The 24,148-nt window shown below is 72.9% G+C and carries 19 protein-coding genes; 9 read left to right on the top strand and 10 right to left on the bottom strand.

Annotated elements, in window-relative coordinates; genetic code table 11:
* Positions 1–40: 40 nt before the first annotated feature.
* Positions 41–2,422 (bottom strand): FtsX-like permease family protein, encoded by a 2,382-nt coding sequence (locus ACFVWU_RS34260; protein ID WP_387628082.1) that lies wholly within the window; start codon positions 2,420–2,422, stop codon positions 41–43.
* A 100-nt stretch (positions 2,423–2,522) separates the two neighbouring features.
* Positions 2,523–3,218 (bottom strand): ABC transporter ATP-binding protein, encoded by a 696-nt coding sequence (locus tag ACFVWU_RS34265; protein WP_387628084.1) that lies wholly within the window; start codon positions 3,216–3,218, stop codon positions 2,523–2,525.
* A gap of 207 nt (positions 3,219–3,425) precedes the next feature.
* On the opposite strand from ACFVWU_RS34265, the gene ACFVWU_RS34270 reads away from it, so the two are divergent.
* Together ACFVWU_RS34270 and ACFVWU_RS34275 are read left to right on the top strand one after the other, a co-directional pair.
* Complete coding sequence (locus ACFVWU_RS34270; protein ID WP_387628086.1) at positions 3,426–4,676, top strand: sensor histidine kinase; 1,251 nt, start codon at positions 3,426–3,428, stop codon at positions 4,674–4,676.
* Between the two features lies 1 nt (position 4,677).
* A complete protein-coding gene (locus ACFVWU_RS34275; RefSeq protein WP_387628089.1) occupies positions 4,678–5,361 on the top strand; it encodes a response regulator in 684 nt (227 codons plus the stop codon).
* A 77-nt stretch (positions 5,362–5,438) separates the two neighbouring features.
* Here the strand turns inward: ACFVWU_RS34275 and katG are convergent, their stop codons facing one another.
* Positions 5,439–7,655: a catalase/peroxidase HPI gene (gene katG, locus ACFVWU_RS34280; RefSeq protein WP_387628092.1), complete on the bottom strand. Its 2,217-nt coding sequence runs from the start codon at positions 7,653–7,655 to the stop codon at positions 5,439–5,441.
* A gap of 268 nt (positions 7,656–7,923) precedes the next feature.
* Between katG and ACFVWU_RS34285 the strand changes: the two genes are divergently transcribed.
* The 3 genes from ACFVWU_RS34285 to ACFVWU_RS34295 all read left to right on the top strand — a co-directional run bounded on the left by ACFVWU_RS34285 (position 7,924) and on the right by ACFVWU_RS34295 (position 9,268).
* Positions 7,924–8,337 carry a Fur family transcriptional regulator gene (locus ACFVWU_RS34285; RefSeq protein WP_387628094.1) on the top strand — a complete coding sequence of 138 codons (414 nt, stop codon included), beginning with the start codon at positions 7,924–7,926 and terminating at the stop codon, positions 8,335–8,337.
* A gap of 67 nt (positions 8,338–8,404) precedes the next feature.
* Positions 8,405–8,884, top strand: coding sequence for an RrF2 family transcriptional regulator (locus tag ACFVWU_RS34290; protein ID WP_387628096.1), 480 nt, complete (start codon positions 8,405–8,407; stop codon positions 8,882–8,884).
* A 189-nt stretch (positions 8,885–9,073) separates the two neighbouring features.
* On the top strand, positions 9,074–9,268 hold the full coding sequence (locus ACFVWU_RS34295; protein ID WP_387628098.1) for a hypothetical protein: 195 nt from the start codon (positions 9,074–9,076) through the stop codon (positions 9,266–9,268).
* Here ACFVWU_RS34295 and ACFVWU_RS34300 read toward each other — a convergent pair.
* Positions 9,231–10,541: a cytochrome P450 gene (locus tag ACFVWU_RS34300; protein WP_387628100.1), complete on the bottom strand. Its 1,311-nt coding sequence runs from the start codon at positions 10,539–10,541 to the stop codon at positions 9,231–9,233. The genes ACFVWU_RS34295 and ACFVWU_RS34300 overlap by 38 nt on opposite strands.
* Positions 10,542–10,635: 94 nt before the next feature.
* Between ACFVWU_RS34300 and ACFVWU_RS34305 the strand changes: the two genes are divergently transcribed.
* Positions 10,636–11,256 (top strand): L-threonylcarbamoyladenylate synthase, encoded by a 621-nt coding sequence (locus tag ACFVWU_RS34305; protein ID WP_387628102.1) that lies wholly within the window; start codon positions 10,636–10,638, stop codon positions 11,254–11,256.
* A gap of 378 nt (positions 11,257–11,634) precedes the next feature.
* A complete protein-coding gene (locus ACFVWU_RS34310) occupies positions 11,635–12,924 on the top strand; it encodes a PP2C family protein-serine/threonine phosphatase (RefSeq protein WP_387628104.1) in 1,290 nt (429 codons plus the stop codon).
* Here ACFVWU_RS34310 and ACFVWU_RS34315 read toward each other — a convergent pair.
* The 4 genes from ACFVWU_RS34315 to ACFVWU_RS34330 all read right to left on the bottom strand — a co-directional run bounded on the left by ACFVWU_RS34315 (position 12,888) and on the right by ACFVWU_RS34330 (position 19,594).
* Positions 12,888–14,039, bottom strand: coding sequence for a substrate-binding domain-containing protein (locus ACFVWU_RS34315; RefSeq protein ID WP_387628107.1), 1,152 nt, complete (start codon positions 14,037–14,039; stop codon positions 12,888–12,890). The genes ACFVWU_RS34310 and ACFVWU_RS34315 overlap by 37 nt on opposite strands.
* The gene (locus ACFVWU_RS34320) at positions 14,036–15,100 is read right to left on the bottom strand and encodes an ABC transporter permease (protein ID WP_387628108.1); all 1,065 of its coding nucleotides are present in this window, start codon (positions 15,098–15,100) and stop codon (positions 14,036–14,038) included. Before ACFVWU_RS34320 ends, ACFVWU_RS34315 begins: the two co-directional genes overlap by 4 nt.
* Positions 15,097–16,659, bottom strand: coding sequence for a sugar ABC transporter ATP-binding protein (locus ACFVWU_RS34325; protein WP_387628110.1), 1,563 nt, complete (start codon positions 16,657–16,659; stop codon positions 15,097–15,099). The genes ACFVWU_RS34320 and ACFVWU_RS34325 overlap by 4 nt, the downstream gene beginning before the upstream one ends.
* A gap of 79 nt (positions 16,660–16,738) precedes the next feature.
* Positions 16,739–19,594: a SpoIIE family protein phosphatase gene (locus ACFVWU_RS34330; protein ID WP_387628113.1), complete on the bottom strand. Its 2,856-nt coding sequence runs from the start codon at positions 19,592–19,594 to the stop codon at positions 16,739–16,741.
* A gap of 171 nt (positions 19,595–19,765) precedes the next feature.
* Between ACFVWU_RS34330 and ACFVWU_RS34335 the strand changes: the two genes are divergently transcribed.
* The gene (locus tag ACFVWU_RS34335) at positions 19,766–20,674 is read left to right on the top strand and encodes a cyclase family protein (RefSeq protein WP_387628114.1); all 909 of its coding nucleotides are present in this window, start codon (positions 19,766–19,768) and stop codon (positions 20,672–20,674) included.
* Positions 20,675–20,728: 54 nt separating this feature from the next.
* Here ACFVWU_RS34335 and ACFVWU_RS34340 read toward each other — a convergent pair whose 3' ends face one another.
* Positions 20,729–21,364: a hypothetical protein gene (locus ACFVWU_RS34340; RefSeq protein WP_387628116.1), complete on the bottom strand. Its 636-nt coding sequence runs from the start codon at positions 21,362–21,364 to the stop codon at positions 20,729–20,731.
* Positions 21,365–21,663: 299 nt separating this feature from the next.
* On the opposite strand from ACFVWU_RS34340, the gene ACFVWU_RS34345 reads away from it, so the two are divergent.
* Positions 21,664–22,833, top strand: coding sequence for a PP2C family protein-serine/threonine phosphatase (locus tag ACFVWU_RS34345; RefSeq protein WP_387628118.1), 1,170 nt, complete (start codon positions 21,664–21,666; stop codon positions 22,831–22,833).
* A gap of 97 nt (positions 22,834–22,930) precedes the next feature.
* Here ACFVWU_RS34345 and ACFVWU_RS34350 read toward each other — a convergent pair whose 3' ends face one another.
* Positions 22,931–23,962 (bottom strand): alcohol dehydrogenase, encoded by a 1,032-nt coding sequence (locus ACFVWU_RS34350; RefSeq protein WP_387628119.1) that lies wholly within the window; start codon positions 23,960–23,962, stop codon positions 22,931–22,933.
* Positions 23,963–24,148 lie beyond the last annotated feature (186 nt).

Here is a 24,148-nt window from a genome sequence, read left to right on the forward strand (position 1 = left end):
CGCTCCGGCCGCCCACCCGGACCCGTCGACGAGGCCCGCGTCACTCCGCCCGCAGCGCGTCCACCGTCCGCGCCCGCGCCGCCCGTACGGCGGGCAGCAGGGCGCCGAGCAGGGCGATCAGCATGCCGCCGAGGCCGAGCAGGGTGAGCATCGGCGTGCCGAAGACGTCCAGCGCGGAGGCCGGGAAGTTCAGCCCGGCGCTGTGGCCCATCGCGGGCACCGTCAGGCCGTGCAGCAGCAGGCCCACCGGCAGGCCGATCGCGCCGCCGACGGCCCCGACCAGGAGCACCGAGGCGAGGACGACGCCCACGGTCTGCGCCGGGGTCATGCCGAGCGCCTTGGTGACGCCCATGTCCCGGGTGCGCTCGCGGATCTCCAGCACGACGGTGTTGAACACCCCGAGCCCGGCGACCACGACCAGCAGCACGGTCAGGGTGGCGGTGAGCGAGTTCAGGGCGGCGATCGAGTCGCTGGAGCTGTGCTCCGCGCCGGCCTCGGCGGTCATGTGGGCCGGGGCGAGTGCGGCGCCGAGGGCGGTGGCGTAGGCGGCGTGGTCGGTGCCGGGCTTGAGCGTGACGAACCAGAAGTCGGGGTTCGGGGCCGTCCCGGACGGGAAGGTGGCGGCGTCGGTGAACAGCTCGTTGGTCTGCACGTGCGGGTCGAAGACCTCGCCGACGATCCGGACGGTGACCGGCCGGCCGTGGCTCGTGAAGGTCACCTGGTCGCCGAGCTTGACCGAGGCCTCGGTCAGGAAGGTGGCGGGGGCGACGGCCTCGCCCGGGCCCTGGTACCAGCGGCCGGAGACCATCTTGAAACCGGCCGCCGTCGCGTCGCCGTCGAAGGCGGTCCCCGTGGTGCTGCCGGCCACGCCGGGGACGGTGACGTCCTCGGTGCCGTTGCCGAAGTAGGCGGCCGTGCCCGGCTGGGCGTTCAGGGCCGCGATGACGACGGACCGGTCGGCGGCGACGGGCATCGCGGCCGCGTTCGACCCCGGCACGGCGTCCGACCGCTGGGGGTGCACGACGACGTCCGCGTGGTCGCGGTTCTTCGCCTCCTGCACCCAGCTCATCGTCCCGCCCATGCCGACCGCGAAGACCGCGGCCGCCGTGCCGAACAGCACCGCCGCGAGCATCCCGGCCGCGCGGGCCGGGCGGGCGAAGGGTTGCGCGAGACCGAGGCTCAGCGGCCGGGGCAGCGGCAGCCGGGCGGCCAGCGCGGCGACGGACCGGGCGAGGGCGTCGCGCCGGGTGCCGCCCGCCGTACGGCCGACGGCCAGCGCGTCCACGGTGCGCAGCCGTCCGGCGCGGGCGGCGGCCGCCCAGGCGACCAGGGCGACGGCGGCGAGCGTTCCCCCCGCCACGGCGACGTCCACCCAGGGCGCGATGCCCGAGGCGTTGGTGCCGTAGAGGTTCCCGGCGGTGGCGAGCACCGGAACGGTCAGCAGATTGCCCGCCACGACCCCGAGCAGGGTGCCGGCGGTGGCCGGGACGAGCGCCTGGGCGACGTAGGCGCGCACCACCTGGGCGGGGGTGCAGCCGATCGCCTTGAGCACGCCGATCCGCCGGGTGGCGGTGCCGACCGCGCCGGCCACCACGTTGCCCGCCACCAGCACCGACATCGCCATACCGAGCAGGCCGAAGGCGACCATGAAGGGCAGGAACAGCGCGGTGTTGCGGTCCGAGCCCTGCTTGGCGGTGAGCCAGGACTGGGCGCCGGTGAGCGCGCCGTCGGGCCCGGCGGAGGCGACGGCGGCCCGGTCGGCGGTCATCGCGTCGGCGGTGCTGGCCTCGGCGAAGCGGTAGAGCATCTCGTAACCGGGGGTGCTGCCGGGCGCGGTGAGGGACGGGATGGTCTCGGGCATCACCCAGGCGTCGGCGGTCCGGCTGACGGACCGGGCGAAGCCGACGACCGTCAGCGCGGGTGTGCCCGGCAGGCCGGGCAGGCGCAGGGTGCCGCCGATCGGCACGCCCGGGTTCCCGTACCCGGCGCCGAGCACCACCTCGCCCGGCTTGGTCGGCCAACTCCCCTGCATCAGCGTGACGTTGTCGACCCCGATGGCAGCCGAGGCACGGCCGGCGACGGTCATCGGCGACATCGTCACGCCCGCCGGGACGGTCGAGCCGGGGCCCGGCTCGGGGTCGACGGTGACGGTGCGGAAGGGGCCGGCGGCATCCGTCACCCCGGCGGCGTGGGCGGTGGCGGCGAGCTGGTCGGCGCTCGTCCGGGTGCCGTCGAAGCGCGCGGTGAGGTGGGCGCCGTGCTGGCCGTCGAAGGCCTGGTCGAAGGGGGCCTGGGAGGCGACCAGCAGCGAACCGCCGAGGACGGAGCAGGTGGTGGCCACCATCGCGGCCAGCCCGACCGCGACCGACTGCGTCCGGCGCCTGCGCACCCCGGCGCGAACGACACGACCGAGCGCACTCATGCGCCCACCTCGCTGCGCTCGGCAGGCGCTTCGCGCAACACGCACCTCTTGATGAATCGCTCTCCCCCAGCCTTCGGCCGGGGGTACCCCCATCGCTCGCTCATGCCCTGGCCTCCGCCGCCGAGTCCGACTCGACCCGGCCGTCCCGCATCCGGACCGTGCGGGTGGCGCAGTCCTCGGCGAGGCTCAGGTCGTGGGTGACGATCAGGATGGTCTGGCCGTCCTGGTGCAGCTCGCGGAACAGCTCCTTGACGTCCTCGCCGGAGGCCGAGTCCAGCGCGCCGGTCGGCTCGTCGGCCAGCAGCAGGGTCGGGTTGTTCATCAACGCCCGTGCCACCGCCACGCGTTGGCGCTCTCCACCGGAGAGCCGGCCCGGGTGGGCGCGGGCGTGCCGGTCGATGTCCAGCGACTCCAGCAGCTCGGCCGCCCGGCGCCGGGCCTCGGCTCGCGGGACACCGGCCAACTCGCCGGCCAGCACCACGTTGTCGGCCACGGTGAGGTCGTCCAGCAGGTTGAAGAACTGGAACACCATGCCGATCGTGCCTCGTCGGTAGCGGGCCGAGGCGGACTCGTTCAGCCGGTCCACCCGGACCCCGGCCACCGTGACCGTCCCCTCGCTCGGCCGGTCCAGCCCGGCGACCAGGTTCAGCAGGGTGGACTTCCCGCTGCCGGACGGGCCGAGCACCGCCACCGACTCCCCCTCCCGCACACTCAGCGTGACCCCGTCCAGGGCCGCCCGCGCGCCCTCGTAGTGGCGGCTCACACCGCTCAGCTCGATCACCGGATCGCCGCTCATGTCCCCGCTCCTCATCGTGTACTGCCTGGTGACGAGGAAGAAGGTACGAACGAGCGGCCCGCACCCGCGTCCGCCGCCCGTGGCACGTTCCGTACCGCGTCCGGCGGACCCGGCGCGGTGTCATCCTTCCGATGTAGTCGCCCGGTGTACCGGCTGCCGTCGTCCGCGGGGCTGTGCCGGACGGCGGCCGACCGCCACAATGTCCCGGTGATCAACGTGATCGACCATCCGACGGTGCGGCGGCTGCGCACGGCAGCGGCCCGGCTGAGCGGCGACCCGGGCGCGGCGGCCCCGCCCCGGCCGACCAGGCGCGGCCAGCTCTTCGACCTGGCCCTGGCCCTCTTCCTCGCCCTCACCTCCGGCCGCTACGCCACCATCGCGGGCGAACCGCGGGACGGCACCTGGCACGGGGTGCTGCTGCTCGTCCCGCTCGTCCCGCTGCCGCTGGTGCTGCGCCGCCGCTATCCGCTGGCGGTGCTGTGGACGGTGCTGCCGGCCGCGCTGCTGGTGCGGTCGCAGTCCGAGGACATCGCGTACTCGGCGGGAGTGGCGGTGATCGTCGCCGCCTACAGCGCGGCCGCGTACGGGCGCCGGCCGGCCGCCGTGCTGCCGAACCTTCCGGTCGCCACCGCCGTGTTGGTGGTGCTGTTCAGCGACGCCAAGCTGCCGCACTTCCCGAACGGGGTGATCGCCGTCCTGGTCATGGTGCCGGTGTTCGCGGTCGCCTACGAACTGCGGATGTGGCGCCGCCGGGTGGAGGAGGGGCGGGAGCGGCTGACCTCGCTGGAGCGCGCGCAGCTGGCCGCGCTCCAGCGCGCGGTGGAGCTGGAACGGGCGCGCATCGCCCGGGAGTTGCACGATGTCGTCACTCACAACGTGAGCATGATGACGATCCAGGCCGGGGCCGCCCGCAAGATCCTGGACACCGCCCCGGACAAGGCCCGCGAGGCGATGGCCGCGGTGGAGACCGGCGGGCGCGCGGCGATGACCGAACTGCGGCACGTGATGGGCCTGTTGACCATCGACGCGGGCAGCGGGGCGGACCCGGCGGCGGAGGCCGACCTGAGCCCGCAACCCGGCCTCGGGCGGCTCGACGCCCTGGTCGAGGGCGTCCGGCAGGCCGGGCTGCCGGTGGAGCTGACCGTGCGCGGCGAACGCCGGTCCGTCCCGCCCGGCGTCGAACTCGCCGCCTACCGGGTCGTCCAGGAGGCGCTCACCAACACCGTCAAGCACGCGGGCGGCGCCGACGCCGAGGTCACCGTCGAGTACGCCGCCGACCGGCTGCGGGTGGAGGTCACCGACACCGGCGGCCGCCCCACCGGCGCCGCCGCCACCGGCAACGGGCGCGGCCTGCTCGGGCTGCGCGAACGCCTGGCCGTCTACGGCGGCACCCTGCGCACCGGCCCCCGGCCGCGCGGCGGCTACCGCGTCACGGCCCTGATACCGCTGGAGAGTTGAGATGAGCGCGCTGCGCGTGGTGGTCGCCGACGACCAGGCCCTGGTCCGGATCGGGTTCCGACTGATCCTGGAGTCCGAGGGGATCGAGGTGGTCGCCGAGGCGGAGGACGGCGAGCAGGCCGTCGCCGCCGTCCGCCGGACCAGACCGGATGTGGTGCTGATGGACATCCGGATGCCCGGCCTGGACGGACTGGAGGCCACCCGCCGGATCCTCGCGGACCGCACCGACCAGGCACCCCGGGTCATCATGCTGACCACCTTCGACCTGGACCACTACGTCTACGCCGCGATGGCCGCCGGGGCCAGCGGCTTCCTGCTGAAGGACGTCACCCCGGAGCACCTGGCGGCCGCCGTCCGGTTGGTACGCACCGGCGACGCGCTGCTCGCCCCCGCGATCACCCGCCGACTGGTCGAGCGCTTCGCCCGACCGGCCGCCCCGGACGCCGCCGCCCCGCACCGCGAGCTGGCCACCCTCACCCCGCGCGAGCTGGAGGTGATGACGCTGCTCGCCCGGGGCCTGAGCAACGCCGAGCTGGCCGCCCGGCTGCAGCTCTCCGAAGCGACGGTGAAGACCCATGTCGCCCGGATCCTGGGCAAGTTGGGGCTGCGGGACCGGGCCCAGGTGGTGGTCGCGGCGTACGAGACCGGGCTGGTCAGCGCGGGCTCCGTGCCCGATCCCCGGTAGCGCCCGATCCTCGACGAAAACGCGAGGGGAGCCCGGGGGTTGGCACCCCCGGGCTCCCGCTGTCACTGCTCCGGCGATCAGACCAGGTCGAAGCGGTCCGCGTTCATGACCTTGACCCAGGCCGCGACGAAGTCCGACACGAACTTCTCCTTGGCGTCGTCGCTCGCGTACACCTCGGCGACGGCGCGCAGTTCGGAGTTCGAGCCGAAGACCAGGTCGGCGCGGGTGCCGGTCCACTTGACCGCGCCGGAGGCGTCCCGACCCTCGAAGGTGTGCGAGTCCTCCGAGGTGGACTTCCAACTGGTGCCCAGGTCCAGCAGGTTGACGAAGAAGTCGTTCGTCAGCACGCCCGGGGTCTCGGTGAGCACACCGTGCGCGGACTGCTGGTGGTTGGCGCCCAGCACGCGCAGACCGCCGACCAGGACGGTCAGTTCGGGCGCGCTCAGGCCCAGCAGGTTCGCCTTGTCGAGCAGCAGGAACTCGGCCGGCAGGCGGTTGCCCTTGCCGACCCAGTTCCGGAAGCCGTCGGCCTTCGGCTCCAGCGCGGCGAAGGACTCGGTGTCGGTCAGCTCCTGCGGGGCGTCCACCCGGCCGGGCGCGAACGGCACCTCGACCGCGAGGCCGGCCGCCTTGGCGGCCTGCTCGACGCCGACGCCACCGGCCAGCACCACCAGGTCGGCCAGCGAGACCTGCTTGTCGCCGGCCTGCGCGTTGAACTCCTCCCGCACGCCCTCCAGGGCGCGCAGCACGGTGGCCAGCCGGTCGGGCTCGTTGACCTCCCAGCCGGCCTGCGGCTGCAGCCGGATCCGGCCGCCGTTGGCGCCGCCGCGCTTGTCGCTGCTGCGGAAGGAGGAGGCCGCGGCCCAGGCGGTGGAGACCAGCTCGGAGACCGACAGGCCGGTGGCGGCGATCCGACGCTTGAGGTCGGCGACGTCGGCGGCGCCGACCTGCTGGTACGAGACGGCCGGCAGCGGGTCCTGCCAGAGCAGCTGCTCGCTCGGGACCTCCGGGCCGAGGTAGCGCACGATCGGGCCCATGTCGCGGTGGGTGAGCTTGAACCAGGCGCGGGCGAAGGCGTCGGCGAACTGGTCCGGGTTCTCCAGGAAGCGCTGGGAGATCGGCCCGTAGACCGGGTCGAAGCGCAGCGACAGGTCGGTGGTGAGCATGATCGGGACGTGCCGCTTGCTCGGGTCGTGCGCGTCCGGGACGGTGCCCTCGCCGGCGCCGTCCTTCGGCTTCCACTGGTGGGCGCCGGCCGGGCTCTTGGTGAGCTCCCACTCGTAGCCGAACAGCGTCTCGAAGAAGCTGTTGTCCCAGGTGATCGGAGTGGCCGTCCAGGCGCCCTCGAGGCCGCTGGTGATCGCGTCACCGCCGACACCGGTGCCGTAGCTGCTCTTCCAGCCGAGGCCCTGCTGCTCGATCGGCGCGGCCTCCGGGTCCGGGCCGACGCTGTCCGCCGGGCCGGCGCCGTGGGTCTTGCCGAAGGTGTGGCCGCCGGCGATCAGCGCGACGGTCTCCTCGTCGTTCATCGCCATCCGGTAGAAGGTCTCGCGGATGTCGCGGGCGGCGGCGATCGGGTCGGGGTTGCCGTTGGGGCCCTCGGGGTTGACGTAGATCAGGCCCATCTGGACGGCGGCCAGCGGGCTCTCCAGCTGACGGTCGCCGGTGTAGCGCTTGTCGTCGAGCCAGACGGTCTCGGGGCCCCAGTAGACGTCCTCGTCGGGCTCCCACTCGTCGACGCGGCCGCCACCGAAGCCGAAGGTGTCGAAGCCCATGCCCTCCAGGGCGACGTTGCCGGCCAGGATCATCAGGTCGGCCCAGGACAGGCTGCGGCCGTACTTCTTCTTCACCGGCCAGAGCAGCCGGCGGGCCTTGTCCAGGCTGGCGTTGTCCGGCCAGCTGTTCAGCGGGGCGAAACGCTGCTGGCCACCACCGGCGCCACCGCGGCCGTCGCTGATCCGGTAGGTGCCGGCGCTGTGCCAGGCCATGCGGATCATGAAGGGACCGTAGTTGCCGAAGTCGGCGGGCCACCAGTCCTGCGAGGTGGTGAGCACCTCCTGGATGTCGCGCTTGACGGCCGGGAGGTCGAGGGAGTTGAAGGCCTCGGCGTAGTCGAAGTCGCCACCCAGCGGGTTGGCCACGGCGGGGTTCTTGGCGAGGATCTTCAGGTTCAGCCGTTCCGGCCACCACTGGCGGTTCCCGCCGCCCTGGGTGGGGTGAAGCGCGCGCCCGTGGTTGACCGGGCAGCCCTCCGCGCTCGCCTCTACGCCGGTTGCATCGTGGTTCTCAGACATGGGAATCCTTCCCTACAAGGCGGATCACGGTGTCTTACTGCTACCTACGGCACCAACTGCTGCTACCGCTGTGTACTGCTGCTACTTCCGGGTATCGCTGTGTCTGCTGCGTACTGCTGCTACCCAGGCTAGCGCCGGAGCCGATCCTACGATGGACGCAATCCAAGTCAAGAAAGACACCAAATCCATATGCGGTCGGGAACCGGACCACAGGGGATGTGTATTGGTAAACTCCGGTCTCCCCCATGACCTGAATAGGTGAACCGAGATGAATGACCTGCTGGAGCGGCTGCGCGGGCGCGGCTGGCGTCTCACCTCCCAGCGGCGTGTCGTCGCCGAGGTCCTGGACGGCGAGCACGTGCACCTGACCGCGGACGAGGTGCACGCCCGGGCGGCCGAGCGCCTCCCGGAGATCTCCAGAGCGACCGTCTACAACACCCTCGGCGAACTGGTCACCCTCGGCGAGGTCATCGAGGTCTCCACGGACGGGCGCGCCAAGCGCTACGACCCCAACGCCCACCACCCGCACCAGCACCTGGTCTGCACCGGCTGCGGCGCCATCCGCGACGTCCACCCGCTCGGCAACCCGCTCTCCGACCTCCCGGCCGACCAGCGCTTCGGCTTCGCCGTGTCCGGCGCCGAGGTCACCTACCGGGGGCTCTGCCCGGCCTGCGCGGACTGATCGTTTCGGTCGCCCCCTTCGGCGTTCGGCCTTTCGCCGCGAAACCAGGATGTGGAGTGTCCTGGTTATGCGGATGGGTGAGGGAGTCGAGTGGGGCCTGCACTGCTGCCTCACGCTGGCCTGGCTGGGCGACGAACGGCCCGTCCCGACGGCCCGGCTGGCGGCCTGGTTCGACCTCCCACCCGCCTACCTGACCAAGCGCCTCCAGGCACTGGTCCGGGCCGGCATCCTCAGCTCCACCCCCGGCGCCCGGGGCGGCTTCCGACTGGGCCGGCCGCCCGGGCAGATCAGGCTGATTGACGTGGTCTACGCCATCGAAGGCCCCGACGAGCTGTTCCGCTGCACCGAGATCCGACAGCGCACCGAAGGCGCCGCGGCCGCCGCCGACGACTTCCGCCGGCCGTGCGGGGTGTCCACCGCGATGCGCCGCGCCGAACTGGCCTGGCGCCGGGAGCTCGCCGCGCAGACGGTCGCCGACCTGATGGCGGCCGCGCCCGCCGGGGCGGCGGAGCGCACCCGCCGGCACTACGAGCGACAGACGGGCTGATTCGCCCGATTTTTTCGAATTTCCGCGCGCCCGGCCTTCCGAGGAGGAGAACCTGGATGTCTGATGTCCTGATTTCCGAAGCCCCGCCCCGCCCGGCCGCCGCTGGTGCTGCTGTGGGGCGCGAGTAGCTGGTGCCAGACGCCGCCCCAGCAGCACCGGCTGATCGAAGTCGCCCCACAGGAGGCGCCGTTGGTGGTCTCGCTCGACTCCTCGGCCATCTACGTCGGGATCGGCCTCGGCACGGTGCTCGGCGGAGCGACGCTGGGCGCGGGGGCCGCGGTCGGGTACGGGCTGGGCGCGGGCATCGCGGTGTCGGCGCTGGGGTTCCTGCTGTGGAGCGCGCGGGCTACCCCTTCGACTCCCAACGGACCGGCAGGCTCTTGAGGCCGTTCTGGAAGTTGGAGACCAGGCGCTGCGGGGGCCGCTCCGGGTCCAGTTGGAGGCCGGGGAGACTGTCGACCAGGTGACGCAGGGCGAACCTCATCTGCAGCCGGGCGAGTTGGGCGCCGAGACAGAAGTGCGGGCCGTACCCGAAGCTCACGTGGTCGTTGGGGCTGCGGGTGATGTCGAAACGGTCCGGCTCGGGGAACACGGTCTCGTCCCGGTTGGCGGCCGCGTGGTAGACGACCACCTTCTCGCCCCGGCGGATCGACCGGCCCCCGAGCTCCAGGTCCCGGCTCGCGGTGCGGCGGATGTGCACCACAGGAGGCCAGAAGCGCAGCGCCTCCTCCACCGCCGAGTCCGTCAACTCGGGTTTCACCCGGAGGAGTTCGTACTGGTCCCGGTGGGCGAGGAGGGTGAGGAGGGCACCGGGGACGCCGTTGCGGACGGTCTCGTTGCCCGCGACGGCGAAGAGGAAGAACATGGTCTCGAACTCCTCGACCGTCAGGCCCGCTCGGAGGGTACGGGCCAACACCCCGCCCGGGGCGGGCCGGCGGGCGAGGGCATGGGCGTAGGCGTACATGTCGGCCAGGGCGGCGCGGGAGCGGGGGTTGACCGGGCGACCGTCCGCAGTGGTCCAGGTGGTGGGGCGATGGGCGAGCGCGGCGCGGCCGAGGTCGGTCAGGTTCGACGGATCCGCGGTGCTGGAGCGGGCGTAGTCGGCGTCCTGGTAGCCGATCACCCGGTTCGCCCAGTCGAGCAGCAACTGGCGGTCCTGCTCCGGCACCCCCATCACCCGGGCCAGCGTCCACACCGGCAGATCGGCGGCCAGCCGGGCGAGGTCGGCGGCACCGGCCGGCCGCACCGCATCGATCAGCTCCCGCACCCGGTTCCCGATCGCCTCCGACAGCTCCGCCAGGGCCCGCGGGGTGAACGCCGCCGCCACGATCCGGCGCAGCCGGGAGTGGTCGGGCGGGTCCTGGTTGAGCATCATCGCCCGGACGAACTCCAGGTCGGCGGGCGCGTCCGGGTCACGGATCTGGGTGGCGCCGAGGTTCGAGGAGAACAGCTCGGGGCTGCGCAGCACGTGCTTCACGTCCGCGTGCCGCAGCACCGCCCAGTATCCCGTGCCACCCGGCCAGTCCCCCACCGCCGGCTCCTCCACCCAGCAGACCGGCGACTCGGCCCGCAGCTCACGGAACAGGTCGTACGGCACACCCTCGGCGTACGTCTCCGGAAGGAAGATCCGATTCACCCGCGCCTGATCGAAGCCCATGGCGACCGACCGTACGCCGCGCCCCGGCGGCCCGCCAGAGTGCGCGGTGTCGCGGCTGCGCCGATCGGTGGCCGGGATCCCGTAGGGTCGGCCAATGGCGAAGTACTTCGACGTGCACCCAGAGTCCCCCCAGCCGCGCACCATCAGCACCGTGGCCGACAGTCTCCGGTCCGGGGCCCTCATCGCGTACCCGACCGACTCCTGTTTCGCCCTGGGCTGTCGGCTGGACAACCGCGACGGCCTGGAACGGATCCGGTCGATCCGGCGTCTCGACGAGCGCCACCACTTCACCCTGATGTGTGTGGACTTCGCGCAGCTGGGCCAGTTCGTCCAACTCGACAACAACGTCTTCCGCGCCGTCAAGGCCGCGACGCCGGGTGGCTACACCTTCATCCTCCCTGCCACCAAGGAGGTTCCCCGCCGCCTGATGCACCCGAAGAAGAAGACGGTGGGAGTCAGGATCCCGGAGCACACCGTCACCAGGGCCCTGCTCGCCGAACTCGGTGAGCCCCTGGTCTCCAGCACCCTGGTTCTCCCCGGTGAGGACGAACCGATGACACAGGGCTGGGAGATCAAGGAGCGGCTCGACCACGTGCTGGACGCCGTGGTGGATTCGGGCGACTGCGGCACGGAGATGACGACGGTCGTCGACTTCTCCGGCGGCGAGCCGGAAATCGTCCGGCGCGGGGCCGGCGACCCCACACGCTTCGAGTGACGGGCCAGGCACCCTGCTCGACCCCGTCGGCAGGCGGCAGTGACCGGTATGCCGTGATGATTGATGTATGTGTGTACAGGCGGATCACGAACCGGACGACACCCGCCACCGGGAGTTCGGGGCCGCACCGCCGCACGTCGCGGCGCCCTCCGCGGCTGTCGGACTCCCGCCGCCGTCCGGGCGGACGTTCTCCGGCGTGCTGACGGATCCCCCGCTCGTGGGGCCGCGGCGGTCCGCTTCGCCCGCCCGGGCCCGGCCGGTTCGCCGCGGCTTCCCGTTCGACCGGGCGCACCGCCACCGGAGCGCCCGGTGAGACTCCCGGGCCGCGGCGGGGCCGACCGGCAGCGTGGGACGGAGCCGGGTTGGACGGAGCCGCGGGTGCCCGCCCAGCCGGCCTGGATACGCTGGCTGCCGGCCATCTACGTCGCGGCCATCCTGGCGCTGGAACCGATCACCCCCGTGCAGTGGCCGGTGAGCTTTCTGCTCATCGCCCTGCCCGTCGTCGCCGCCTACGCCCACGGTCCCGCCTTCGTCGTCGCCGTCACGGTCTTCGCCGTGGTCTTCGAAGGCGTTCTGGCGGGCACTCCGTGCTGTGCGGGCCGCGACGTGGGGTACTTGTGGGAGCGCCACTACGTGGCCACCTACTTCTCCACGGCACTGGTCGGGATGCTGGGCGCCCTTCTGGCCGCCCACCGAACGCGCCGAGAACGCACCCTGGCCACCGTGCGCTCGGTGGCCGAGACGGCGCAGCGCGTGCTGTTGCGTCCGGTCCCCCACCTCCTGGGCCGCATCAGCATCGAAACCCTGTACGTGTCGGCAGCCGCGGAGGCCCGGATCGGCGGCGACCTCTTCGAGGCGATGAGCACCGCGCACGGTGTGCGCCTGCTGATCGGCGACGTCCGGGGCAAGGGCCTGCTCGCGGTGGAGACGGCCGCGGCGATGCTGGCCGCCTTCCGCGAGGCCGCCTACGACGAGCCCGATCTGCCCGCGGTAGCGCGGAGGTTGGAGCGGAGCATGAGCCGCCGAGCCGCCCAGCTCCCGGGCAGCGAGGAGCGCTTCATCACCACGGTGCTCGCCGAGATCCCCGGCGACGAGCCCGTGGTCCGCATCGTCAACTGCGGTCACCCCCCGCCGCTGCTCATCGACCAGGGCCGGGTCAGCGAACTGGCCCCGCGTGATCCGTCACCGCCTCTCAACCTCGGTGTGCTGCTCGGCGGCGACTACCACGTCGACGTCGAGCCCTTCCGTCCGGGCGACCAACTGCTCCTGTACACCGACGGCGTGACCGAGACCCGCGACCGCACCGGAGCCTTCTACCCGCTCACCCAGCGTGTCCGCGACTGGACCGCCCTTCCGCCACGTGAGCTTCTGAACCACCTGCACCGGGACCTGATCGCGTACAGCGATGCCGCCCTCGACGACGACATCGCCGTGCTCGTCGCGCACCGGCTCCCGGACGGGGAGGAGCCGGGCGCACACACCGAACCCGCCCGGGACGAGTTGAACGGCGGGCTCGGCGGCAGCGCCGACAGCGCGGGGCGTCGACGCTGGGCCGCCACCCCCCGGCAGCCCTTCGCCGACGACCGTACCGACGCGAACCGATCGCACGGACTGCGTCGGCGACGCCCTCGCTACCTGCCCCAGATCCTCCGGTACGCCTGGCGGTAGCCCGCCGGGTCCCAGGAGGTCGCTCCGCCGCTGTTGGCGGCCGTGGTGATGTGGACCGGGGCGACGTAGCCGCTGGCCGGCTGGTGGGAGAAGGCGCGGTTGAACTCGTCGACGATCTGCCAGCCCTGCTCGGTGAGGGGCTCGGGGACGGTGGCGGCCTGGAACTGCCTGCTGTCGATGCGCTGGAAGGCCGAGGGGTCGCCGTCGCCCGCGGCGATGTTGTACGGGGCGCCGTTGCCGGGCCTGCCGGCCGCGCGCAGGGCGGGCGCGGCGTCGGCGAAGTACAGGTCGTTGATGGCGACGGAGTGCGTCCACTGGCCCTGGAAGCGGGCGAGGAGGGCGGAGACCGCCTGGGGGGTACGGCTGCTCGCGTCCGGGATGGGGATGTTCTCGGAGGACAGCAGCCTCACTCCAGGGCAGGTGGCGAGGCCGTCCTTGATCAGTTGGGACTTGTTCCTGGCGAAGGGGACGGAGTCGTCGGTGAAGACGACGACTCCGGCGTTGCCGTTGGAATCCGCGATGACCCAGTCCGCGCTGAGCTGCGCGACGTCCTCGACGCTGGTGGTGATGTTGCTGAACAGCGGCGGATTCGTGCTCGGCCCGGGGGCCGCGACCGCGTGCCAGCCGACGAGCGGGATGTGTGCCGCGGCGGCCTGCGCGACCTGCTGCGAGGTCAGACCCGGGTCGAAGCCGCCGATGACGATGCCCGACGCTTCGAGGTTGACCGCCTGGCCGAACGCCGCCTGGATGCCGGCGGGCGTGCCCTGCCCGTCGATCACCCGGACGCTCCAGCCGATGACCGCCGCGGCTTCGATGAGGCCCCTGGCGACACCCGCGACGCCGGGGTTGGTCATGGTCTGGGCGACGTAGACGACGGTCCGGTCGGGAACCGCCCCGGGGCCGCTGGTGGGGCCGTTCCAGGGGATGTCGGCCTGCTCGGCCCGCTGGACGTCCGCCTTCGCCCTGGCGAGGGTGGCCGCCGGGCAACCGGCCCGCGACGGCCCTGGGACGGGGGCCCCGGTCCCGGTCGACTGGCCTCGCTGGCAGCCGTCCAGGGCGGTGCCCGCCGTCGCCAGCACGACTGCTGCCAGCACGGTCGCGGCACCGCGCTTCACGGCGTGTCCCGGGAGGAAGCCGCGTCCGTCGACGGCGGCGTGAGCGGACCGCGGTTCTCGGCGGCACCGGCCCGCAGCCGGCGGCGCGCGGAGTAGCCTGCCAGGCCGACGGCGAGGAGCAGCGTCGCGCCGTTGAACAGCGGCACGGCCCAGAAGTCGGCGCCGAGCTGCCCGATGCCGGCCAGACCGATGGCGAGGACGGCGACGGCGACCACGGTGCCCAGGGCGTTGGCGCGTCCGGGCTTGATCGCGGTGGAGCCGAGCAGCGCGCCGACGAACGCGGGCAACAGGTACTCCAGGCCGACGCTCGGGTTGCCGATCTGCTGCTGCGCGGCGAGCAGGACCCCCGCGAAACCGACGACCAGGCCCGATCCGGCGAAGGCGTAGACGCTGTAGCGGCGGGTGGGGATTCCGACGAGTTCGGCGGCGCGCGGGTTGGAGCCGATGACGTACAGGTACCGGCCGAGCGGCAGCCGCTCCTGCAGCAGCCACAGGGCGGCCGCGAGCGCGAGCACGTAGGAGGCGGACACCGGCAGCCCGAGGAACGTGGAGTCGTAGAGGTCGGTGAAGGCGACCGGCAGACCGCCGGTACCGGGGAGGACCCGGGCGCCGCCGGTGATCCAGCCGGTGAACGCGTACAGGATGCTGCCGGTGCCGAGCGTGGCGATGAAGGAGTCGATCCGCCCGAACTCGACGATGACACCGTTGAGGGCCCCGAAGGCCGCTCCGCCCAGGATCACGGCCAGGCAGGCGAGCGGCCAGGGCCAGTCGCCGTCGACGATGAGCCGCAGCACCACGACGTGCGCGAGACCGAGGCCGTAGCCGATGGACAGGTCGAAGTTGCCGGTGGCGATGGGGATCGTCGCACCGAGCGCGAGGATGGCGGGGATCGACTGGTTGGACAGGATCGAGGAGACGTTGTCGAGGGTGGGGAAGGTGTTCGGCCGCGCGACGGAGAAGATCAGGAACAGCAGAACGGCGAGGACCGGCAGGCCGTAGCTGCCGATCAGGTGTCCGCGCCGGCGGCCCCGCGGGGACCGGCGGAAGGGGCGATCGGTCATCGGCCTGTCGCACGCCGGTCGCCGTCACCGCCGGTGACGGGAGGCATGGCCGAGGCGGCGGCGGTGAGTTCGGCGACGGTGAGGGCCGCACCGGTCAGCTCGGCGGTCACGCTCCCGCGGACGAACACCAGGGCACGGTGGCACACGGTGGCGACCTCCTCGAAGTCGGTGGAGACGAGCAGGACCGCGAGGCCGTCGGCCAGCGCCTGGTCGAGCAGCCGGTAGAGCTCGGCCTTGGCGCCGACGTCGACGCTGGCGGTCGGCTCCTCGAGGATCAACAGCCGCCGGTGCACCCCGAGCCAGCGGCCGACCATGATCTTCTGCTGGTTCCCGCCGGACAGCGTGGCGATCGGCGCCTCGCTGTCGCGGGGGTGCACCGAGAACCGCTCGATCAGGGCGGCGGCCCGGGCCCGCTCGCGCCGGGGACCGATCCAGTGCAGTGCCGACCGGCCGGTCAGCCGGGGGTTCGCCAGGAGGTTCTCACGGACCGTCAGTTCGGCGGCGCAGCCCTCCTCCTGGCGGTTGCCGGTGACCAGGCCGACGCCGGAGTCGACGGCACCTGCCACCGTGCGCGGGGCGTACGGTCGGCCGTCGAGCAGGGCCCAACCGCCGAGGACCGGACGGGATCCGGCGAGGGCGCGGCCCAGGTCGAGGTGGCCCGCGCCGGTGAGGCCCACCATGCCGAGGATTTCGCCGGCGCGCAGCTCCAGGCTCACCGGCCCGGCGTTCGTGGTCCGCACCGCGTCGAGGCTCAACACCACCGGGCCCTCGGCGGGGGCGATTGGGCCGGCCCGATGGCCGACCGGTTCGCGGCCCACGATGTCGTGGACCAGGCGCCGACGGCTGTATCCGGCGAGCGGGCCGGAGCTGATCAGGAGACCGTCGCGCAGGACGGCGAAGGCGTCGGCGACCTGATGGACCTCGTCGAGCCGGTGGGTGACGTAGACGATGCCGTGCCCTCGGTCACGCAGGGTGCGCAGGACGGCGAAGAGCCGGGCGCAGTCCGCGGCGGGGAGGCTGACGGTCGGCTCGTCCAGGACGATGAGCTCCGCCCGCGTCGCCAGCGCGCGGGCGATGGCGACCAGCGAGCGCTCGGCGGGGGCGAGGTCGGCGATCCGCGCGTCGGCGTCGAGGTGCCCGGCGATCAGGGCGAGGGCGTCGGCGCAGCGCTCCCGGGTCCGCCGCCAGGAGACCAGTCCGTGACGGCGCGGGTAGCCGGCGACCAGGGCGATGTTCTCGGCGACCGTCATCCACTCGACGAGACCGAGGTCCTGGTGGATGAAGGCCATCCGACGGGTGGCGGCCTCGGTGCCGAGCGGGTGCCCGGCCACCGTCACCTCACCCTGGTCCGCGTGGTGGATCCCGGCGAGTGTCCGGATGAGGGTGGACTTGCCGGCGCCGTTCGGACCGAGCAGGGCCAGGACGCTGCCGCGATGGATGTCGAGGTCGATCCCGGCCAGCGCGGGAGTGCCGCCGAACCGCTTGCCGAGACCGCGGATGCGGACGAGTGGACCGCGGCTCGCGGGTGGGCCCGCCAGGGGGTCGGGGCTGTGGTGCATGAACCACCGTTCCTACCAGCTCGGCTCGGCCGCCGCGGTGTTGACACGCCACGGTGGCCATTGATGTCCGGAGGGCGGGTCATCCGATCTCGGGAGTGTCGGCGAACTGGCTCTCGAAGAAATGGCTCTCGAAGAGGTCGGGGACGCCGTCGGACGCTTCCAGGGCGCATTCGGCCCAGATGACCTTGCCCCTGGCCGTGTAGCGGGTGCCCCAGGCCTGGGTGAGCTGGGCGACGAGGAACAGGCCGCGGCCGCCCTCGTCGGTGGTGGCCGCGTGGCGCAGGTGGGGGGCGGTGCTGCTGCCGTCGGAGACCTCGCAGATCAGGGCGCGGTCGTGGATCAGCCGGACCTGGATGGGCTCGATGCCGTAGCGGATCGCGTTGGTGACCAGCTCGCTGAGCAGCAGCTCGGTGACGAAGGCGGTCTCCTCCAGCCCCCAGTCGCTCAGGCGGCGGGCGGCGGCGGCGCGGATGTCGCCGACCCGGGCCGGGTCGGCGGGCAGGTCCCAGGTGGCGATCCGGCCGGGGTCGAGGGCGTGGGTACGGGCGACGAGCAGCGTGACGTCGTCGGCCGGGTGCTCGGGCACCACGGCCTCCACGACCGTGCGGCAGATGTCCTCGGGTGAGCGGTTCGGGTGGGCCAGGGCGGCGCGCAGGCGGTCGAGGGCCGCGTCGGGGTCGCGGTAGTGGTCCTCGAGGAGTCCGTCGGAGTAGAGGACCAGCTGGCTGCCTTCGGGGAGGTGCAGCTCGGCGGTCTCGAACGGCAGGCCGCCCAGGCCGAGCGGGGGCCCGGCGGGGAGGTCGGGGACGGTGACCGTGCCGTCCGGGTGGACCACCGCGGGTGGTGGGTGACCGGCGCGGGCCAGCGTGCAGCGCTGCGAGGTCGGGTCGTAGACGGCGTACAGGCAGGACGCGCCGATGATGCCGTCGTTGCCGGTGACGGGCTCCACGCCGTCCTCGTCCCGGTCCAGGCGCCCCACGAGGTTGTCCAGGTGGGTGAGGAGCTCGTCGGGGGCGAGGTCCAGTTCGGCGAAGTTGTGCACGGCGGTGCGCAGGCGGCCCATGGTGGCGGCGGCGTGCAGTCCGTGGCCGACGACATCACCGACGACCAGGGCGACCCGGGCACCGGAGAGGGGGATGACGTCGAACCAGTCCCCGCGCACCCCGGACTCGGCGGGCAGATAGCGGTGGGCGACCTCGATGGCGCTCTGCTCGGGCAGGCTGCGCGGGAGCAGGCTGTGCTGCAGGGCCAGGACCATGGCGTGTTCGCGGGTGTAGCGGCGGGCGTTGTCGATGCAGATGGCGGCGCGGGTGGCCAGCTCCTGGGCCAGCGAGCGGTCGTCGTCCCCGTAGGGAGCGGGGTTCCGGGCGCGGTAGAAGCCGGCGATGCCCAGCACGACCCCGCGGGCCAGCAGCGGGACGGTGATGAGGGAGTGGACGTCGTACGCGAAGAGGCGCTCGGCCCCCTCGGGGTTCTGTGAGATCCAGCCGGCGGCCCTGCGCAGATCGGGTTCCAGCACCGCCTGCCCGCTGGCCAGGCAGCGGCGGTGGGGCGTGGTGGGGTTGAGGTCGACCCGTTCACCGACCGGGTAGAAGGGGCAGTCGGTGCGGATGCCGTGGACCACCGTGCGGTGCAGCTCGCTGACGGGGTCGGTGGGCTCCTCGCCGCGCAGGACGGTCTCGGGCAGGTCGATGGTGACGTAGTCGGCCAGCCGCGGGACGGCCATCTCGGCGAGTTCCCAGGCGGTGCGGGTCACGTTCAGGGTGGTGCCGATGCGGGTGCTGGCCTCGGACAGCAGCTCCAGGCGGCGGCGGGCCGCGACGGCGTACTGTCCCACGCCCGGCTCGCCCAGCAGCAGCAGCCTGGTGGCCGCGTCGGGCGCGGGGCCGAACGGCGCCTTGGCCCCGCGATCCGGTGCGCCGCCCTCGGGGTGCCGCAGCGGTGGGGCGGCGGCGGTCATGGCGGGCGCCGGGACGCCGGCCGGCCGACCGGCTTGGTCGGGGGCGGCGAGCCGGGGCGACGAGTCGCCGTGCAGGATCGCCTCGATGACGAAGCCCTCCACCCCGGACGGGCTGGCCACCGGGCGGCTCAGCAGGGTGACCCGCCGGCCCTGGGAAAGGGTCACCTCGACCGCGGTGCGGCGGGCCGAGGAGATCAGCTCGGTGGCCATCTGTTCGAGCAGTATCTGGTCGTGCTGGTCCAGCCCGCTGCGGGGCAGCTCGTCCATCCCGACCAGCCGTCCGTCGCCGGCCGCCTGGTCGGTCCGGGCGCGGCGCCTGGAGTCGAGGTACGCGCGCAGCAGGGTGCGCTCCCGCGCCGAGCTCTGCGCCAGCAGGCGCCGCTCGATGGCGGTGGCGGCCTTGCGGAGCAGGTCCGCCATCTGCGGGTCCGCGTAGGCGGGCGGATAGGCGAAGCAGAGGACCCCCTCGATCCGTCCGCTGAGCGGGTCACGGACGGGAATCGCCGTACAGGCGTTCGACTGGCCGCGCTCGGCGAAGTGCTCGGCCCCGGAGACCTGGATGAGCCGCCGTTCCGTGAGCGCCAGCCCGATGCCGTTGGTCCCCCCGTACTGCTCGGCGAACACGAAGCCCGGGACGCTCTGGATCGCGGGCAGCTGCCTGACCATGGACGCATCGCCGAAACGGCGCTGCAGCACCGCCCCGTCCCCGTCGGTCAGGGCCACGTTCATCCGGCTGCCGGCGAACCTGGAGGCCAGCCGGTCCAGCACGGGCCTGGCCGCGCGGACCAGCCGGCCGTCCAGATCGATGTCCGGCCGGTACGGGAGCTCGGACCCGTCCGGGGAGATCCCCATCGACTGGCAGCGTTGCCAGGAGTTCAGGATCAGACTCCGCACGCCGCCCTCGACCGGTTCACCGAGCATGAACCGCTCACGGGCCCGTACGGGGCCGATCCCCGCCTCATCCGAAGCTGTCATGGCCGCCACAGCGCTCACATTTCCGTGGAGCTGCACCCTTTCGATGCAATATTAGGACTTTGCCCGGTCTGCGGTATTGGTCACCGGATCGCGCACGTTCCCCGAGCACGGTGGCGGGATCGCGACCGTCACCGCATCATCGGCAGAGCGGGGTCCGGGTTGAGGAGTGCCATGACCAGTGCCAACGGGCCGGCGATGACCCGCGACGAGTTCGACGCGCTCTTCCGGCAGCTGCGCCGCGACCATCTCCCCGAGCCGGTCGAAGCGGGGCGACGGGTGGCGGCCGCCGGACTCGTACGCACGGGTGAGGTCGTCGCCATGGGGCGGCCGTGGGACAGCGTGCCAGGGCCCGACAACCGCAGGCCGGCACTGCACCAGATGACCGAACTGGCGGACGTCACGGCCCCCGAGCCGACCGTGCACCGGGACTTCATCGCCTCCGACTACCACGGCAAGGCGCAGACGCACCTGGACGCGCTCTGCCACATCGCGTACGGCGGACTGCTCTTCGCGGGAGTGCGGGCGCGGGAGGTGTTCTCCTCCCAAGGTGCCGCCTACGGCGCGGTGACCGACCTGCTGCCCGGGCTGGTGGGGCGAGGAGTCCTGCTGGACGTGCCACGCCTGCGCGGCACGGCCTGGCTGGAGCCGGGAGAGGCGATCGGCGGCTCGGAGCTGCTGGTCTGCGCCGAGGAACAGGGCAGCCCGCTCCGCCCCCAGGACATCCTCCTGGTCCGCACGGGCCACCTCGCCCGACGGCGGCGGCTGGGCGCGTGGGACCCGGACGACCTCAGCGCGGGCCTGCATCCCGGCGCGATGCGCGTGCTGAGCGAGTCACAGTCCTCGGCACTGGGCAGCGACGGCGACAGCGACGTGCGCCCGAGCCCCGTCGACGGCGTCCACTCGCCGGTCCACGTACTGGCCATCACCGCCCTGGGCCTGTCGCTGATCGACAACCTGGACCTGGAGCCGCTGGCCGAGGCGTGCGCGCGCACCTCGCGATGGGAGTTCCTCCTCGTCGCCGCGCCCCTGAACATCCCCCGCGGCACCGGCTCCCCGGTCAATCCGCTCGCGGTCTTCTGAGCGCTCGCGGTCTTCCGGCGGGGCCGGGAGCCGGCCGCGCTCCGGGCGGCGCCGTCACCACTCGTCGTAGTCGCCGATCACCCGGAAGCTGCCCACGGCGCCGCCGCCACCGAACATGCTCCCGTACACGCTCTCGTGGGCGGTACGGGTCACGACGCCATTGGTGGCACCGTAGGGACCCACGGTGGTGACCGGAGAACCGCCGTCACAGGAAAAGCCGCGGTAGACCTCGACGACCTTCCGGCTGTCGTTGAAGACGCTGAAGCTGGTGGAGCCCAGTCCGCTGGCAGCGGTGATGCATCCCTCGGAGTCGGCGGAGTACGTCCGTTCGTTGAAGTAGATCCTTCCCGCTTCCTCATGGCCGTGGCCGCGTCCGCCCTCATGGCGGTCACGGCCCTCGTGCTTCTCCCCGTTCTCGCCGCCGCGCTCACTGCCGCCGTGCTCACTGCCGCCGTGCTCGCCGCCGCCGCCCGCGACAGCCGCGGCCGGGGCCGGGGCGGCCTCCTGGACGGGCTGGGCCGCCGGCTGAACGGACAGGAGCGCCGGGGCGACCTGTTCGACGGGCCGGACCACCGGCTGGACGGACGGGGACGCCGAGGTGGATCCGGCGAGGGCGTAGGTGATTCCGGTGGTTGCGAGGGCCGCCGCGCCTATTCCGGCAGCGGCCACGGCCAATGTGCGCCTGCGCATGTCACTGTCTCTCTGTCTCACGGACGTCGGCCGGGCGACCGAACCGCGATGAACGTAACGAGAGCCCTTATGGGCTGTCATGTCGGACATGTCCAAGGTGTGACACCATGAGTCCAGCCAAGTGAAAATGCGGCAGCTGTCGCATACCGGCGAGATATCCGCGCCTCGCGGGGCCTGTTCCCCGTCGAGATCCGTTCTGCGCGGGCGGCGGCACCGGAGCGGCTACGGTCGGTAGGTCAGTTACCACGCATTGCCCACACACACCTGCGCTCACCGACCCCCAGGAGCACAGTGAGGACATGGAAGTCCGAGCACGCGCGGCCCGCCAGCAGCAGCGCGGACAACGGAGCTGGGTGCTGCTGCTGATCCCGCTCGCCCTCATCGCGGCGATCACCGTGGTCGATCTCCATTCCCCCACCAGCATTCACCTCGGCCCGCTCCTGGTGATCGCCCCGGCCCTCACCCCCTCGTTCGCCGGCCTGCGCCCGACCGCTCTCGTCGGAGCCCTGGCCATCGCCGCCCAGGTGCTCATCGCCTTCCTCCACGGCGGCCTCACCACCAGCAACCACATCGCGCAGATCACCGCGCTGACCGTCCTGTGCGTCCTGATCGTCATGTTCACCGCCATCCGCGAGCACCGGGCCAGACAGCTCGCCCGCGCCCAGTCGGTCGCCGAAGCCGCCCAGCGCGCCCTGCTGCGCCCGCTGCCCGAACAGATCGGGCCGCTCCAGATCGCCACGATGTACCTCGCCGCCGAGCAGGAGACACAGATCGGCGGCGACCTCTACACCGCCACCCGCACCGCGGGCGGCACCCGCATGGTCATCGGAGACGTCCGGGGCAAGGGCCTGGCCGCCGTCGGCGAGTCGGCCCTGCTGGTCAGCGCCTTCCGCCTCATCGCCGCACAGCACGACACCCTGGCGGACCTGGCGTCCACGCTCGACCACAACGTGGGGCGCTACCTCACCGACTTCGCCCAGGAGAGCGGCGACATCGTCGAGCACTTCATCACCGCGATCCTCCTCGACCTGCCCGACGACGAGCCCGTCGCCCGCATGACCAACTGCGGACACCCGCCGCCCCTCCTGCTGCGCGACGGCCGCGCGCTGCCCGTCGACTCCGTGCCGGCCGCTCCACCCCTCGGCGTGCACGACCTCGGCGACGGCAGCTACCCGAGCGACGACTTCCCGTTCGAAAGGGGCGACACCCTGCTGCTGTACACCGACGGGGTCACCGAGGCACGCGACGACACCGGCGAGTTCTACCCGCTCGCCGATCGCGCCGCCCACTGGACCAAGTGCTCCCCCGAGGCACTCGTCAACCACATCCGCCGCGACCTGCTCGCCCACGTCGGCCACCGCCTCAACGACGACGCCGCCGTCATCGCCATCCGGCGCGCCGAACCCACCGTCGCCCACGCCGCCGAGCCCGCCGAGCCCGGTCGGAACCCGCCCCCTCCGCGAGAGTGATCCGACGCCGGACCGGCAGGTCGGTGCCGGCGGCCGTACGCGGCCGGGATCCGGCCGACGAGCACGGCGGACGCCGTGTCGACACGCCGGTCTCCCGTCATCCCGTCCCGGTGGTGAGCACCATGCGGAAGCGGGCGCTGCCGGAGAGCATCCTCCGGTACGCCTCGTCGGCCTGGCCGAGCGGCGCGGTCTCGATCATCGGGCGGATGCCCTGCAGGGCGCTGAACGCCATGGTGTCCTCGATGTCCTGCGCGCTGCCGGACGGATGGCCGCGAACGGTCCGGGCACGCATGAGCAATTGGACCGGAGCGATCCGAAGCGGCTCGGTGTCCGCGCCGATGACCACCAGCTCACCCCGGTTGGACAGCCCGTCCACGGTCGCCGAGATGGCGGCGGAGTTCGCGGCGGTGGCCAGGACGACCCTGGCGCCGCCGAGGGACTGCAGTGCGTCCGCGACGGACGTGCCGGCCGTGCTGTCGATGTAGTGGTGCGCGCCGAGCTGCTTGGCGAAGTCGGCCTTGTCGGCGCCGCGGGCGATGGCCACGGTCTCGAAGCCCATCGCGGCCGCGTACTGCACACCCAGGTGGCCGAGGCCGCCGATGCCGAGGACGGCGACGAGGTCGCCCGGCCGTGCGGAGCTCGTCCGCAGCCCGTTGTACGTGGTCACCCCGGCGCAGGCCATCGGCCCGGCGTCGGCGGCCGCCAGCGCGTCGGGGATCCGGGCCAGGGCGTCGACCGGTACCACCGCCGCGTCGGCGTAACCACCGTCGTACGCCCAGCCGGGGACCTTCAGGTTCAGGCACAGGATGAAGTCGCCCTGCCGACAGGCGGCGCAGTGCCCGCAGCTGCCACCGAACCAGCCCACCGCCACCCGGTCGCCCACCTGCCAACCGGTGCTCTGCGTCCCCTCGCCGAGCTCGTCGATGCGCCCGGCGATCTCGTGCCCGGGGACCAGCGGAAACCGGACGCCCGGCAGGGCCGCGTTCACGAACATGGCGTCGCTGTGGCAGATCCCGCAGGCCTCCACGGCGACCCGTACATGACCGGGGCCCGGCCGCGGCACGTCACGCTCGACGATCTCGAACGACCCGCCGACGTCGGCCACCTGCGCCACTCGATAGGTACTCATCCGGATTCCTCCCGTTGCACCGGCACGACCACCCCTCAGAACCAGCAGACCAGCTCCGTCCCGGACACGCTCGCCGAGCCCGGACCTGCAGCGCGGCATCGGCCGCGGCCCCCGGGAGCGCGGAAGACCCGCGCGCCCCGGCGCACGGGAACGACTCGTCCCTGCGCGTGTGCGCCTTGGACCGTA

Source organism: Kitasatospora sp. NPDC058190, from assembly GCF_042883685.1.
In the GTDB taxonomy this organism is placed as follows: domain Bacteria; phylum Actinomycetota; class Actinomycetes; order Streptomycetales; family Streptomycetaceae; genus Kitasatospora.

What these genes read in the sequence shown, in the direction of transcription:
- ACFVWU_RS34260 (WP_387628082.1), bottom strand. Translation starts at nt 2,422, where the DNA reads ATGAGTGCGCTCGGTCGTGTCGTTCGCGCCGGGGTGCGCAGGCGCCGG.
- ACFVWU_RS34265 (WP_387628084.1), bottom strand. Translation starts at nt 3,218, where the DNA reads ATGAGCGGCGATCCGGTGATCGAGCTGAGCGGTGTGAGCCGCCACTAC.
- ACFVWU_RS34275 (WP_387628089.1), top strand. Translation starts at nt 4,678, where the DNA reads ATGAGCGCGCTGCGCGTGGTGGTCGCCGACGACCAGGCCCTGGTCCGG.
- katG (WP_387628092.1), bottom strand. Translation starts at nt 7,655, where the DNA reads ATGTCTGAGAACCACGATGCAACCGGCGTAGAGGCGAGCGCGGAGGGC.
- ACFVWU_RS34285 (WP_387628094.1), top strand. Translation starts at nt 7,924, where the DNA reads ATGAATGACCTGCTGGAGCGGCTGCGCGGGCGCGGCTGGCGTCTCACC.
- ACFVWU_RS34290 (WP_387628096.1), top strand. Translation starts at nt 8,405, where the DNA reads ATGCGGATGGGTGAGGGAGTCGAGTGGGGCCTGCACTGCTGCCTCACG.
- ACFVWU_RS34300 (WP_387628100.1), bottom strand. Translation starts at nt 10,541, where the DNA reads ATGGGCTTCGATCAGGCGCGGGTGAATCGGATCTTCCTTCCGGAGACG.
- ACFVWU_RS34305 (WP_387628102.1), top strand. Translation starts at nt 10,636, where the DNA reads ATGGCGAAGTACTTCGACGTGCACCCAGAGTCCCCCCAGCCGCGCACC.
- ACFVWU_RS34320 (WP_387628108.1), bottom strand. Translation starts at nt 15,100, where the DNA reads ATGACCGATCGCCCCTTCCGCCGGTCCCCGCGGGGCCGCCGGCGCGGA.
- ACFVWU_RS34325 (WP_387628110.1), bottom strand. Translation starts at nt 16,659, where the DNA reads ATGCACCACAGCCCCGACCCCCTGGCGGGCCCACCCGCGAGCCGCGGT.
- ACFVWU_RS34330 (WP_387628113.1), bottom strand. Translation starts at nt 19,594, where the DNA reads ATGACAGCTTCGGATGAGGCGGGGATCGGCCCCGTACGGGCCCGTGAG.
- ACFVWU_RS34335 (WP_387628114.1), top strand. Translation starts at nt 19,766, where the DNA reads ATGACCAGTGCCAACGGGCCGGCGATGACCCGCGACGAGTTCGACGCG.
- ACFVWU_RS34340 (WP_387628116.1), bottom strand. Translation starts at nt 21,364, where the DNA reads ATGCGCAGGCGCACATTGGCCGTGGCCGCTGCCGGAATAGGCGCGGCG.
- ACFVWU_RS34345 (WP_387628118.1), top strand. Translation starts at nt 21,664, where the DNA reads ATGGAAGTCCGAGCACGCGCGGCCCGCCAGCAGCAGCGCGGACAACGG.
- ACFVWU_RS34350 (WP_387628119.1), bottom strand. Translation starts at nt 23,962, where the DNA reads ATGAGTACCTATCGAGTGGCGCAGGTGGCCGACGTCGGCGGGTCGTTC.